This window comes from Weissella tructae (assembly GCF_000732905.1).
In the GTDB taxonomy this organism is placed as follows: Bacteria; Bacillota; Bacilli; order Lactobacillales; family Lactobacillaceae; genus Weissella; species Weissella tructae.
The window spans coordinates 450,174-463,914 of the sequence record NZ_CP007588.1; the positions used below are offsets into that span (position 1 = coordinate 450,174).

Here is a 13,741-nt window from a genome sequence, read left to right on the forward strand (position 1 = left end):
AACATGGCGTTTGTCGACCAAGTTAAAATTAACGTTAAAGCAGGAAAGGGTGGCGATGGAGCTGTCTCTTTCCGTCATGAAAAGTATATTGATCGTGGTGGTCCTTTCGGGGGTGACGGTGGTCATGGTGGAAACATTGTAATGGTTGTTGATGAAGGTCTACGTACTTTGATGGACTTCCGTTACAAGCGTCACTTTAAGGCGCAACCAGGACAAAACGGTGCAACTAAGGGTATGACTGGACGTTCAGCAGAAGATATGATTATTCGCGTACCACAAGGTACAACAGTAACAAATGCTGAAACTGGTGATATTATTGGTGACTTGACTGAAGCTGGGCAAGAATTGATTGTTGCCAAGGCTGGACGTGGAGGACGTGGAAACATGCGTTTCGCGTCATCAAAGAATCCTGCACCTGAAATCGCCGAAAACGGTGAACCTGGTGAAGAATTTGAAATTGGACTAGAACTTAAGGTTTTGGCCGATGTTGGGCTTGTTGGATTTCCATCTGTTGGAAAGTCAACATTGTTGTCTGTTGTGACAGCTGCTAAGCCAAAGGTGGCCGAATACCACTTTACAACATTGAAGCCTAACCTAGGAATGGTTCGTCTAGAAGATGGTCGTGACTTTGTTATGGCCGACTTGCCTGGATTGATTGAAGGTGCGTCAGAAGGTATCGGACTTGGAATTCAATTCTTGCGTCACGTTGAACGTACACGTGTTATTTTGCACATGATTGATATGTCTGGAATCGATGATACACAAGATCCATTCGAAAACTACATGAAGATTAATGCAGAATTAGAAGCGTATGACCCAGCCTTGTTGGAACGTCCACAAATCATCGTGCCAACAAAGATGGATATGCCAGATGCGGCTGAAACACTAGCAACGTTTGAAGAAAAGATGGCAGAAGCCGGTATTGATGCTGACATCCACCCAATCTCTTCTTTGACACGTACAGGTGTAGAAGACTTGATGCAATACACTGCTAACTTGTTGGATGAAACACCAATGTTCATCCCTAAGGGTATGGAACCACAAGATGAAACAGCCTTGTATGAATTTAATGACACTAAGCCAGCGTTTGAAATTGCGCGTGAAGAAGATGGTACTTGGATCTTGTATGGTGAAGAAATTGAACGCCTATTCCAACGTACAAACACAAACTTTACAGAATCAATGATGCGTTTCGCACGTCAACTACGTTACATGGGTGTCGATACAGCTTTGCATGAAGCTGGTGCCCAAAACGGAGATACAGTGCAAATTCTTGATTTCCAATTCGATTACGAAGTATAAAGTTAACGAACTCCGTGATGCTAGTTATCAAACTAGTATCATGGAGTTTTTTGTTTATGCGACCATAAACTAGTCACGGGATATACGCATCTGTTTAGGAAAATGGATGGGGGAAATGGCACAAACATCGTGTATGAAAGGTTTGCGTGCGGTTACTGAATCGGGTAAAATAGTTAAATGCATTTATTAGTTGAGAGATAACTAATAAATTTAAGTGATGATTGAATGTGAGAATAAAAATGACTGAAGAAATTATTTTAAATATCTTGAAATTTATCCTATTGGGCGCGTTAGTAGGAATCGGTGGGATTATTGTTTACCAAATTCGTAAGCAAAAAATCAATGTACGTGAACGATTTGGAAAAGGATTTGTTATCGGACTATTCGCCGACTTTGGGGATACGTTAGGAATTGGCTCATTTGCGACAACAACAACTATGTTTAAAGCAACAAAGTGGTTGGATGATGATCGTAAATTACCGGGGACAATGACAGTTGCGCATGCAATCCCAGTGTTTGTGGAAGCTTTATTGTTCTTGACGGCTGTTAAAGTAGAAGCATTGACACTTGTTTCAATGACCTTAGCCGCCGTAGTGGGAGCCTTTGTTGGAACCCGCGTGACGGCGAACTGGAATGTACGTAAGGTACAACGTTTCTTATCAATTGCTTTGGTTATTGCGGCGATTGCGATGTTGATTAAGTTGTTGTTCCACCCAGGAATGGATGCATCAACGGATGTGCATGGTTTGCATGGTTGGTTGTTGGTTCTAGGGATTGGTGTTAACTTCTGTCTAGGAATCTTTATGACAATGGGATTAGGGAATTATACGCCTGAATTGATTTTCTTCTCACTTGTGGGGATGAATCCGTTGGTGGCATTCCCAATCATGATGATGGACGCCGCCATGATTTTCATGACATCAGCGGTCGCGTTTATTCGTTCAGGTCGTGTCGAGTGGCGAGGAGTACCAGGAATCATCATTGGTGGTGTGATTGGTGTCTTGCTAGCGGTGCAAGTGGTGAACTACATTGATGTGACTGTCTTATCATATTTGATTGTTGGTCTATCTGTTTACACAGCAAGTACATTGTGGCGTGATTCAAAGAAGCCACTGCCTGAAACAACTGAAAATGTTTAATCTAAAAAGTCCTGACACTGTTCGGGGCTTTTTTTGATGGTATACTAAGTAAAAAGAAGTGGGAGAAAAGAGATGGCCGAGAATGAATATTTAAACTTAACGATAGCGCCGACTGTCGCTACGTGGGAACATGAGATTAAAAAGTCTCGTTTTATCTTAAATGTCGCCCGAATTAATTCAGAAGAAGAAGCGCGTGACTTTATTGCACGTATCAGTCAACAAGAACGGAAAGCAAACCATAATGTATGGACATACGTATTAGGTGAGCATGATGAAATCCAACGTTACTCTGATGATGGTGAACCTGCTGGGACCGCAGGGGTACCCATGTTAGAAGTTTTGAAAAACAATCAAGTACACAATGTTGTTGCCGTTGTGACACGATATTTTGGTGGGATTAAATTAGGCGCTGGTGGTTTAATTCGTGCCTACGCCGGTACCGTCGCTGATGGCTTGGTTGATGTTGGTCTTGTAGAATTAGTCGCTCGTCAAGCAGTCACAATCAGTGTGAGTTATAGCGCGTATGATTCATTAAAATACTGGTTGGATACGAATGACCATATCATTAATGATACGCAATATACGACTGGGGTAGATATCACGGTTCCAGTCCTGCCGGCTGAAATGAGTGCATTCGAATCAGACATTAATGATTTGTTAGCGGGACAAGTGACCTTTACCAAAGGGGATGAGCAGATTTTCGAACTACCGTATGATCGGTCAGTGAGTGCTGCAACGTCATCGCTTAAATAGATTGTTGTTGGAATACTGTCATTTTTGTTGTTCACCAACAAGGTAGAGATAAATATAGATATCAAAAAAGGCTTCGATGCACATGCACCGAAGCCTTTTTGTATAAGTTAATAATTTAGAGTGGTTGATTAAAATCGATATTAGCTGTTAATCTTCTAAATACTGTTGCGGTTAGTGCAACTAAGATTGCACCAGCGATAAAAATACCAGGATAACCAAACTGGATTGCAACGACTGTTCCAATCATGGGACCAATCACGGCACCCAAAGCTTGGAAGGATTGATTGTATGCAAAGACACGGCTGGTGATTTCACGAGGCGTTGTTTTTGACAGTAGGGTTTGAACAGCCGGCAACATTGTTGCATCTGAAATCCCAATCAAGAAACGGAACAATGCCAATTGCCAAACGGCGGTGACGAAGGCAGTCGGAATTAGAATTAAGATGGCTGCTAAGAATCCAGCCATAATCATACGTTGTGTTCCGATGCGATCACCTAAGGCACCGAATTTTGGTGCGACAAGTAATGTAGCGATACCTGGCATCGCCGCAACCACCCCGGCTAAGAATGTGACGCTAACTGGGGTCGTGTTTAGTTCGCGGACAAACAATGAAATAATCGGTGTGATTGAAAAATTGACAATCTGAATCATCATCGTCGTAAAACACAGCCCTAAGGTTAGGCGTGCATGTGGTAATTTAGTGACAATTTGTTTGAATGATGGTGCATCTTCTTTCGCCGTAGGGGTAAAGTTCTCTTTAATACCGAATAGAACGAGTAAGAACACACAGAAGAAAATGATACTTGTAACAAAGAACGTCATACGGAAGCCAGTAAGACTGGCCAAGGTACCTCCGACAAAGGGACCGATTAATTGACCGGCAGTAGTACCTGTGACAATAACTCCCATAGCATACCCAGCATGATCTTTTGGTGTTTGGGTTGCGACTAATGCTGTTGCGTTTGAGATGAAACCACCAAACACACCTTGAATGGCACGTAATGCAAGAAGTTGCCAAACGTCAGTGACGGTTCCCATCAAAGCGAAAATAATTGCCATTCCAAGGGATGCACGTAATAGCATTAATTTACGACCTTTGGCATCAGCCAAACGTCCCCAGAGTGGTGCAGTAAATGCAGTGGTCAGAAATGCAATAGCAAAAGTTGCGGCGCTATAAAAATTCAATTGGTTGGTTGAGAATGACCCTAATGTATCAATATAGAGTGATAAGAAGGGCATCACTTCACTAAATCCAATCCCGATCATGAAAACACCAAACCATAAAATCATCAAGTTTTTTTGCCAAAGCTCAGTGGGTCTTTCGCGATGTTTCAACATGGGTGCCTCCAATTTTTTTAATTATTAGTAATAGTGTAGGCTTTTTTGCTTTAAACAACAAGTTATAGTCTAAATTGGCTGAAAAAATGCTTGCAAAATGATGAAAACAAGGTAATATGTGTAACAAGACTTTTTAAATAAATGCAGATTTAATTGTTGGAATATGGCCAACGAGTCTCTACCACCGACCAAATTCGGTGACAATCCGCAAATGTCCTTCTATGCGAAATCCGCATAATATAGTTAGGGTATTTGTGGTGTTGTCCGCGAATTTTGTCCCGCACCCAAATTTAAACCAAACTTCGGAGGATGAACACATGACATTTGCAGCAGATAAAGTAACAAAACTAGGATTAACATTTGATGATGTATTATTGGTGCCAGCGGCATCAAACGTATTGCCTAACGATGTCGATTTAAGCGTTTCATTGACACCTACATTGAAGTTGAATATCCCAGTATTGTCTGCAGCGATGGATACTGTTACTGAAGCACGTTTGGCTATTCGTATGGCGCAATTGGGTGGAATGGGTGTGATTCACAAGAACATGCTAATTGAACAACAAATTGCGGAAATCAAGAAGGTTAAAGAAGCAGCGATTGATTACGGAACATTCCCGCAAGCTGCTACTGATGAAAACGGACAATTGATCGTTGCCGGTGCTGCTGGTATTACGTCAGATACAATCAAGCGAATTGCTTCATTAGTTGAAGCTGGAGCAAACGCAATTGTTTTGGACTCAGCGCACGGACATTCAGAAGGTGTTTTGCGTAAGATTCGCGAAGTTCGCGCCGCATTCCCTGATGTAAACATCATTGCTGGAAACGTTGCAACAGTTGAAGGAACACGTGCTTTGTATGAAGCTGGTGTCGATGTTGTAAAGGTTGGAATTGGTCCTGGATCAATTTGTACAACTCGTGTCGTTGCCGGAGTTGGTGTGCCACAATTGACAGCTGTGCTTGATGCAGCAGAAGTTGCGCGTGAAATGGGTAAGACAATCATCGCCGACGGTGGTTTGAAGTACTCTGGAGACATCGTTAAGGCGTTGGCTGCTGGTGGAAACGCGGTAATGCTAGGATCAATGTTGGCTGGAACTGCTGAAGCACCAGGTGAAGTGTTTACTGATGAAGCAACTGGTGAACAATTTAAGTCATACCGTGGTATGGGTTCAATTGCTGCTATGGAAAATGGTTCTAAGGACCGTTACTTCCAAGGTGAAGTTAATGAAGCCAACAAGATGGTTCCTGAAGGAATTGAAGGACGTACAGCTTACAAGGGATTGTTGGATGATGTTATTTTCCAAATCCTTGGTGGGTTGCGTTCAGGTATGGGATACACAGGTTCACACTCAATCGCAGAATTGATTGAATCAGCACGCTTTGTTCAAATCACAAACGCTGGATTGATTGAAAGCCACCCACATGACGTTCAAATTTCAAAGGCAGCGCCTAACTACGCTAACTAATTTGTGTCATTCATAATTAATATTTAAAAAGGTTGTCGCATATCATTGCGATAACCTTTTTTTCTTAGGTTTAGGTGATTATCTTCGTTTAAACTTAATATCTGCTATAATTAGAGTATCTGAATTTATATGTTGAAGGGAAATACACATGTACGAATATCTAAAAGGAACCATTGAAGCAGTTACGCCCAGTTATATTGTTGTGGACGTTAGTGGGGTCGGTTACCGTGTTATGACGGCAAATCCGTATGTCTTTACACAAGAACAAACAACAATCGTATATGTTGAACAAATTGTACGTGAAACTGAACAAACGCTATATGGTTTTGCGACATCTGATGAAAAAGTATTATTCCAAAAGTTGATGGCGGTATCGGGGATTGGACCTAAGTCAGCATTGGCTATTCTAGCCAGTAATGATCATTCTGGTTTAGTACAAGCCATTATTGATAATAACGTGACATTCTTGACGAAGTTCCCGGGGATTGGAAAAAAGACAGCGCAACAAATTATTTTGGACCTACAAAATAAGTTAGCTGATTTGCCATTCCAGAGTAACGTTGAAATTACATTAGATGTGCCTAAGGTAGAAGTAGCAGACGGTGCATTAGGGGAAGCGATGTTAGCGTTGGAAGCGTTGGGATATGCGAAGCGTGATTTGAAGCAAGTTGAAAAGCAATTAAGTAAAATGGATTTTGCGGTTACTGCGGAATATGTCAGTGCCGGATTGAAACTATTACAATAGAGGTGAGTGATGACAGAAGACTTATTGCGGGATGTATCCGCCGATATAGAAGAAAAATCATTACGTCCGACACGTCTAAGTCAGTATATTGGACAGCCTGCCTTGAAAAAGCGCATGAATATTTATATTGAAGCTGCCAAGCAACGTGCTGAACCATTGGATCATGTGTTGTTTTATGGACCACCTGGTTTGGGTAAAACAACCATTGCGATGATTATCGCAAATGAAATGGGGGTTAATATTCGAACAACGACGGGTCCAGCTATTGAAAAGTCTGGTGACTTACTAGCGCTATTGAATGAATTGGCACCAGGGGATGTTCTGTTTATTGATGAAATCCATCGTTTGCCAAAAACGGTTGAGGAAATGTTGTATTCAGCCATGGAAGATTTCTACGTGGATATCATTGTTGGTGAAGGGCCAACTGCACATCCTGTGCATTTCCCATTACCTCCATTCACATTGATTGGTGCAACAACGCGTGCGGGGATGTTATCACAACCATTGCGAGACCGTTTTGGTATCGTTGAACATATGAATTATTATTCTATGGAAGAATTAGCAGAAATTGTGACCCGTTCGGCGGAAGTGTTCGGAACTGAGATTCAACCAGAAGGGGCATTGGCCTTGGGGCGCCGTTCACGTGGGACCCCTCGAATTGCAAATCGCTTATTACGACGTGTTCGTGACTTTGCAATGGTGCAAGGCTTAGATGTGATTGATAATCGTATTGTTGATTTCGCATTAGAGATGTTGAAAGTAGATAGCCGTGGATTAGATCAAGTGGATCATAAGATTTTGCGAACAATGATTGACTACTATCAAGGTGGTCCCGTAGGTATTAATACGATTGCCGCTAATGTTGGTGAAGAAGTAGATACCATTGAATCAATGTATGAACCTTATCTGATTCAAATTGGTTTCTTGCAACGCACACCCCGAGGGCGTGTAGTGAGTCCAGAGGTGTACGCTCATTTGAATCTACCATTACCTGCGACGCCGAAATAATTGAAATAATTAACGAAGCTAACTCTTTTATAGAAAGAACAGTATAGTTGGCGTGTATCACTAATGCGAAGTACTCGTACGATAAATACATCTATGGCCCATAGGTGAATCATGTAATCGTTTAAGGTCATCTTGATATGATAGGTTTGTAGTCCTTGAGGTGTTGATAATCTAAATGGGACATGAGTGCAGGATAACGGCAGAATACTGGTTCTTTTCGGTTTAAGATGCGATGTTTGTGCCTCAATAACAAAAAAATAAAACTTTTTAACAAAACGCTTGACGATTGCTTGCCAGCGCGGTATATTATTACTTGTCCTTCAGACGAGCAGTCAGATGCGACCGAGTTAAAACGTTTTTGCGGATGTAGTACAATGGCTAGTGCTCCAGCCTTCCAAGCTGGGAATGCGGGTTCGATTCCCGTCATCCGCTTTGCAGAAATGCAAACGAATGAAAAAACTTCAAAATAAGTTGTTGACATTCGTATCATACCGAGGTATGATAATTAAGTTGTCTCAGGGAGACGTCAGTCAAACGAAACAACGAAGTAGATCATTGAAAACTGAATATCGTTTCGATGTAACAAATGTGTAGGTCGACCAACTATTAGTTGGTCCAAACATTTGCGAAGTCAATTCGCTAGTAAATTCGTTTAACATCTGTTAAACAACAAAAAATTGAGTTATACTCAAACTTCAAATTGAGAGTTTGATCCTGGCTCAGGATGAACGCTGGCGGCGTGCCTAATACATGCAAGTCGAACGCACTGTGGTTCAACTGATTTGAAGAGCTTGCTCTGATATGACGATGAACATTGCAGTGAGTGGCGAACGGGTGAGTAACACGTGGGAAACCTACCTCTTAGCGGGGGATAACATCTGGAAACAGATGCTAATACCGCATAACACTAGCAACCGCATGGTTGCTACTTGAAAGATGGTTCTGCTATCACTAAGAGATGGTCCCGCGGCGCATTAGTTAGTTGGTGAGGTAATGGCTCACCAAGACGATGATGCGTAGCCGAGTTGAGAGACTGATCGGCCACAATGGGACTGAGACACGGCCCATACTCCTACGGGAGGCAGCAGTAGGGAATCTTCCACAATGGACGAAAGTCTGATGGAGCAACGCCGCGTGTGTGATGAAGGGTTTCGGCTCGTAAAACACTGTTGTAAGAGAAGAATAGCATCAAGAGTAACTGCTTGGTGTGTGACGGTATCTTACCAGAAAGGAACGGCTAAATACGTGCCAGCAGCCGCGGTAATACGTATGTTCCAAGCGTTATCCGGATTTATTGGGCGTAAAGCGAGCGCAGACGGTTTTTTAAGTCCGAAGTGAAAGCCACAGCTTAACTGTGGAAGTGCTTTGGAAACTGGATGACTTGAGTGCAGTAGAGGAGAGTGGAATTCCATGTGTAGCGGTGAAATGCGTAGATATATGGAGGAACACCAGTGGCGAAGGCGGCTCTCTGGACTGTAACTGACGTTGAGGCTCGAAAGTGTGGGTAGCAAACAGGATTAGATACCCTGGTAGTCCACACCGTAAACGATGAGTGCTAGATGTTTGGGGGTTTCCGCCCCTAAGTGTCGCAGCTAACGCATTAAGCACTCCGCCTGGGGAGTACGACCGCAAGGTTGAAACTCAAAGGAATTGACGGGGACCCGCACAAGCGGTGGAGCATGTGGTTTAATTCGAAGCAACGCGAAGAACCTTACCAGGTCTTGACATCCTTTGACCACGCCAGAAATGGCGCTTTCCCTTCGGGGACAAAGTGACAGGTGGTGCATGGTTGTCGTCAGCTCGTGTCGTGAGATGTTGGGTTAAGTCCCGCAACGAGCGCAACCCTTATTACTAGTTGCCAGCATTCAGTTGGGCACTCTAGTGAGACTGCCGGTGACAAACCGGAGGAAGGTGGGGATGACGTCAAATCATCATGCCCCTTATGACCTGGGCTACACACGTGCTACAATGGCAAGTACAACGAGTCGCTAACCCGCGAGTACGCAAATCTCTTAAAGCTTGTCTCAGTTCGGATTGTAGGCTGCAACTCGCTACATGAAGTCGGAATCGCTAGTAATCGCGGATCAGCACGCCGCGGTGAATACGTTCCCGGGTCTTGTACACACCGCCCGTCACACCATGAGAGTTTGTAACACCCAAAGCCGGTGAGGTAACCTTTTAGGAGCCAGCCGTCTAAGGTGGGATAGATGATTAGGGTGAAGTCGTAACAAGGTAGCCGTAGGAGAACCTGCGGCTGGATCACCTCCTTTCTAAGGAAAATCGGAAACCTACACATTCGCATTGAAACGATATTTAGTTTTGAGTGGTTTACACTCAATGTAATAGACGAGAGAAGAACCTCGGGACTGTAGCTCAGCTGGTTAGAGCGCACCCCTGATAAGGGTGAGGTCGGAGGTTCGAGTCCTCTCAGTCCCATTCTACGGGGAATTAGCTCAGCTGGGAGAGCACCTGCTTTGCAAGCAGGGGGTCATCGGTTCGATCCCGATATTCTCCATTGCCACTCACGTGGCAGTGACTTAGATCTTTGAAAACTGAATAATATTGTAAATTTTAAATTCATTTCAAATTAATTATTTAATTAAATTGAGCCGAAAAAAATACACCGCGTAATTTTTTTGAGTTTTTTTAAATTTAGTTTAAATCGCATGTGGCCTTGAGCCACATACTCAAACTTGAATCATCAACGTAAGTTGATAGGTTAAGTTATTAAGGGCGCATGGTGGATGCCTTGGCACTAGGAGCCGATGAAGGACGGGACTAACACCGATATTCCCCGGGGAGCTGTAAGTGAGCTTTGATCCGGGGGTTTCCGAATGGGGGAACCCAGCTTGTGTATGCAAGTTATCACCTGATGAATACATAGTCAGGTTGAAGGTAGACGTTGTGAACTGAAACATCTCATTAGCAACAGGAAGAGAAAGAAATATCGATTCCGTCAGTAGCGGCGAGCGAAAACGGAAGAGCCCAAACCAATGTGCTTGCACATTGGGGTTGTAGGACTGTCGTTGTGGAGTTATAAAGTTGTTTGTTAGCAGAATCAGCTGGGAAGCTGAGCAGGATAGGGTGATAGCCCCGTATGCGAAAACAAATAACCTCCCGTACAGGATCCTGAGTACGGCCGGACACGTGAAATCCGGTCGGAATCCGCGAGGACCATCTCGCAAGGCTAAATACTCCCTAGTGACCGATAGTGAACCAGTACCGTGAGGGAAAGGTGAAAAGCACCCCGGAAGGGGAGTGAAAAAGTTCCTGAAACCATGTGCCTACAAGAAGTCAGAGCCCGTTAATGGGTGATGGCGTGCCTTTTGTAGAATGAACCGGCGAGTTACGATAACGTGCAAGGTTAAGGTGGAAAGACCGGAGCCGTAGCGAAAGCGAGTCTGAAATGGGCGCTTGAGTACGTTGTTGTAGACCCGAAACCAGGTGACCTACCCATGTCCAGGGTGAAGGTGCGGTAAAACGCACTGGAGGCCCGAACCCGTGCATGTTGAAAAATGCTGGGATGAGGTGTGGGTAGCGGTGAAATTCCAATCGAACTTGGAGATAGCTGGTTCTCTCCGAAATAGCTTTAGGGCTAGCCTCGGAATGAAGCGTGTTGGAGGTAGAGCACTGTTTTGGTGCGGGGCCCATCTCGGGTTACCAAATTAAGATAAACTCCGAATGCCAATCACGTATGTCCGGGAGTCAGACAGTGAGTGATAAGATCCATTGTCGAAAGGGGAACAGCCCAGATCGTCAGTTAAGGTCCCTAAGTGTGTGTTAAGTGGAAAAGGATGTGGAGTTGCATAGACAACTAGGATGTTGGCTTAGAAGCAGCCACCATTTAAAGAGTGCGTAATAGCTCACTAGTCGAGTGATTCTGCGCCGAAAATGTACCGGGGCTAAACACACCACCGAAACTACGGGTGCCACGTAAGTGGCGCGATAGGAGAGCGTTCTATGGGCGATGAAGTCAGACCGTGAGGACTGGTGGAGCGCATAGAAGTGAGAATGCCGGTATGAGTAGCGAAAGACAGGTGAGAATCCTGTCCACCGTATGACTAAGGTTTCCTGGGGAAGGCTCGTCCTCCCAGGGTTAGTCGGGACCTAAGGCGAGGCCAAGAGGCGTAGTCGATGGACAACAGGTTGAGATTCCTGTACCAGGTGAACATGTTTGAACGATGGAGGGACGCAGAAGGCTAACAGATCCCAGCTGATGGATATGCTGGGTTAAATCATAAGTCTTAGAGTGAGTTAAATGCTTGCTCTTCCAAGGACAAGTGATGATGAGGACCGAAATAAAGTAGGGAAGTCTGTGATGTCACGCTGCCAAGAAAAGCTTCTAGTTAGTGTTTACCTGCCCGTACCGCAAACCGACACAGGTAGTCGAGGAGAGCATCCTAAGGTGAGCGAGTGAACTCTCGTTAAGGAACTCGGCAAAATGACCCCGTAACTTCGGGAGAAGGGGTGCTCAGCGAAAGCTGAGCCGCAGTGAATAGGCCCAGGCGACTGTTTATCAAAAACACAGGTTTCTGCAAAATCGTAAGATGACGTATAGGGGCTGACGCCTGCCCGGTGCTGGAAGGTTAAAAGGAGTGCTTAGCGCAAGCGAAGGTACGAATTGAAGCCCCAGTAAACGGCGGCCGTAACTATAACGGTCCTAAGGTAGCGAAATTCCTTGTCGGGTAAGTTCCGACCCGCACGAAAGGCGTAACGATCTGGGCACTGTCTCAACGAGAGACTCGGTGAAATTTAAAGACCCGTGAAGATGCGGGTTACCCGCGACAGGACGGAAAGACCCCATGGAGCTTTACTGTAGCTTGATATTGAGTGTTTGTGCAGCTTGTACAGAATAGGTAGGAGCCGTTGAAATCGGAACGCTAGTTTCGATGGAGGCATCAGTGGGATACTACCCTCGTTGTATGACCACTCTAACTCACATCGCTTATCGCGATGGAAGACAGTGTCTGGCAGGCAGTTTGACTGGGGCGGTCGCCTCCTAAAAAGGTAACGGAGGCGCTCAAAGGTTCTCTCAGAATGGTTGGAAATCATTCGTAGAGTGTAAAGGCACAAGAGAGCTTGACTGTGAGACTTACAAGTCGAGCAGGTACGAAAGTAGGACTTAGTGATCCGGTGGTTCCGCATGGAAGGGCCATCGCTCAACGGACAAAAGCTACCCTGGGGATAACAGGCTTATCTCCCCCCAAGAGTCCACATCGACGGAGGTTTGGCACCTCGATGTCGGCTCATCGCATCCTGGGGCTGTAGTCGGTCCCAAGGGTTGGGCTGTTCGCCCATTAAAGCGGTACGCGAGCTGGGTTCAGAACGTCGTGAGACAGTTCGGTCCCTATCCGTCGCGGGCGTAGGAAATTTGAGAGGAGCTGCCCTTAGTACGAGAGGACCGGGGTGGACGTACCTCTGGTGTATCAGTTGTTCCGCCAGGAGCATCGCTGAGTAGCTATGTACGGATGAGATAAACGCTGAAAGCATCTAAGTGTGAAACTCGCCTCGAGATGAGATTTCCCATTCTTTATGAAGTAAGACCCCTCAAAGATGATGAGGTAGATAGGCTAGAAGTGGAAGTGCGGTGACGCATGGAGCGGACTAGTACTAATGGTTCGAGGACTTAACCAAGTTGAACAAAACGTGGTGTTAAGGCTCAAAAATAAATGATTTAAAACTTGACAATGTTATTCAGTTTTGAGATAATTAAATCTCGTACTGCTAATTAAATAGCACGTGTTGTGATGATGGCATTGAGGCCACACCTGTTCCCATACCGAACACAGAAGTTAAGCTCAATAGCGCCAAAAGTAGTTGGGGGATCGCCCCCTGCGAGGATAGGACATCGCAATGCATCTGGACGTTTAGCTCAGCTGGGAGAGCACCTGCCTTACAAGCAGGGGGTCACAGGTTCGATCCCTGTAACGTCCATCCTGAAACCACTCCTTGTGAGTGGTTTTTTTGTATCTTAATACATAGTCATTTG

At 44.7% G+C, this 13,741-nt stretch carries 7 protein-coding genes, 4 tRNA genes, 3 rRNA genes and 1 riboswitch; of the genes, 13 read left to right on the forward strand and 1 reads right to left on the reverse strand.

Annotated elements, in window-relative coordinates; genetic code table 11:
* The first annotated feature begins 3 nt into the window (after nucleotides 1-3).
* The 3 genes from obgE to WS08_RS02245 all read left to right on the forward strand — a co-directional run bounded on the left by obgE (nucleotide 4) and on the right by WS08_RS02245 (nucleotide 3,194).
* A complete protein-coding gene (gene obgE, locus WS08_RS02235; RefSeq protein WP_009764969.1) occupies nucleotides 4-1,302 on the forward strand; it encodes a GTPase ObgE in 1,299 nt (432 codons plus the stop codon).
* A 239-nt stretch (nucleotides 1,303-1,541) separates the two neighbouring features.
* Nucleotides 1,542-2,441, forward strand: coding sequence for a sulfite exporter TauE/SafE family protein (locus WS08_RS02240; protein ID WP_009764970.1), 900 nt, complete (start codon nucleotides 1,542-1,544; stop codon nucleotides 2,439-2,441).
* Between the two features lie 72 nt (nucleotides 2,442-2,513).
* Nucleotides 2,514-3,194 carry a YigZ family protein gene (locus WS08_RS02245; protein ID WP_009764971.1) on the forward strand — a complete coding sequence of 227 codons (681 nt, stop codon included), beginning with the start codon at nucleotides 2,514-2,516 and terminating at the stop codon, nucleotides 3,192-3,194.
* Between the two features lie 115 nt (nucleotides 3,195-3,309).
* Here WS08_RS02245 and WS08_RS02250 read toward each other — a convergent pair whose 3' ends face one another.
* On the reverse strand, nucleotides 3,310-4,533 hold the full coding sequence (locus tag WS08_RS02250) for an MFS transporter (protein WP_009764972.1): 1,224 nt from the start codon (nucleotides 4,531-4,533) through the stop codon (nucleotides 3,310-3,312).
* Nucleotides 4,534-4,658: 125 nt separating this feature from the next.
* Nucleotides 4,659-4,757, forward strand: a riboswitch (purine riboswitch).
* 93 nt (nucleotides 4,758-4,850) lie between these two features.
* Here WS08_RS02250 and guaB point away from each other — a divergent pair.
* The 10 genes from guaB (at nucleotide 4,851) to WS08_RS02300 (ending at nucleotide 13,686) form a co-directional block, all read left to right on the forward strand.
* Nucleotides 4,851-5,999 (forward strand): IMP dehydrogenase, encoded by a 1,149-nt coding sequence (gene guaB, locus WS08_RS02255; protein WP_009764973.1) that lies wholly within the window; start codon nucleotides 4,851-4,853, stop codon nucleotides 5,997-5,999.
* A 148-nt stretch (nucleotides 6,000-6,147) separates the two neighbouring features.
* Entirely contained in the window at nucleotides 6,148-6,744 is a 597-nt protein-coding gene (gene ruvA, locus WS08_RS02260) for a Holliday junction branch migration protein RuvA (protein WP_009764974.1), read from the forward strand.
* Nucleotides 6,745-6,753: 9 nt separating this feature from the next.
* Complete coding sequence (ruvB, locus tag WS08_RS02265; protein WP_009764975.1) at nucleotides 6,754-7,752, forward strand: Holliday junction branch migration DNA helicase RuvB; 999 nt, start codon at nucleotides 6,754-6,756, stop codon at nucleotides 7,750-7,752.
* 360 nt (nucleotides 7,753-8,112) lie between these two features.
* Nucleotides 8,113-8,184, forward strand: a tRNA-Gly gene (locus tag WS08_RS02270).
* Between the two features lie 264 nt (nucleotides 8,185-8,448).
* A 16S ribosomal RNA gene (locus WS08_RS02275) occupies nucleotides 8,449-10,022 on the forward strand.
* Between the two features lie 92 nt (nucleotides 10,023-10,114).
* Nucleotides 10,115-10,188: transfer RNA gene (locus WS08_RS02280), tRNA-Ile, on the forward strand.
* Nucleotides 10,189-10,194: 6 nt separating this feature from the next.
* Nucleotides 10,195-10,267: transfer RNA gene (locus tag WS08_RS02285), tRNA-Ala, on the forward strand.
* A gap of 202 nt (nucleotides 10,268-10,469) precedes the next feature.
* Nucleotides 10,470-13,386, forward strand: a 23S ribosomal RNA gene (locus WS08_RS02290).
* A 106-nt stretch (nucleotides 13,387-13,492) separates the two neighbouring features.
* Nucleotides 13,493-13,609: ribosomal RNA gene (gene rrf, locus WS08_RS02295) — 5S ribosomal RNA — on the forward strand.
* The 16S, 23S and 5S rRNA genes sit together here with 4 tRNA genes alongside, the layout of an rRNA operon.
* Before the next feature lie 4 nt (nucleotides 13,610-13,613).
* Nucleotides 13,614-13,686: transfer RNA gene (locus WS08_RS02300), tRNA-Val, on the forward strand.
* Nucleotides 13,687-13,741: the final 55 nt, after the last annotated feature.

Coding starts and splice junctions, on each gene's coding strand:
- guaB (WP_009764973.1), top strand. CDS start 4,851: ATGACATTTGCAGCAGATAAAGTAACAAAACTAGGATTAACATTTGAT.
- WS08_RS02245 (WP_009764971.1), top strand. CDS start 2,514: ATGGCCGAGAATGAATATTTAAACTTAACGATAGCGCCGACTGTCGCT.
- ruvA (WP_009764974.1), top strand. CDS start 6,148: ATGTACGAATATCTAAAAGGAACCATTGAAGCAGTTACGCCCAGTTAT.
- WS08_RS02240 (WP_009764970.1), top strand. CDS start 1,542: ATGACTGAAGAAATTATTTTAAATATCTTGAAATTTATCCTATTGGGC.
- ruvB (WP_009764975.1), top strand. CDS start 6,754: ATGACAGAAGACTTATTGCGGGATGTATCCGCCGATATAGAAGAAAAA.
- obgE (WP_009764969.1), top strand. CDS start 4: ATGGCGTTTGTCGACCAAGTTAAAATTAACGTTAAAGCAGGAAAGGGT.
- WS08_RS02250 (WP_009764972.1), bottom strand. CDS start 4,533: ATGTTGAAACATCGCGAAAGACCCACTGAGCTTTGGCAAAAAAACTTG.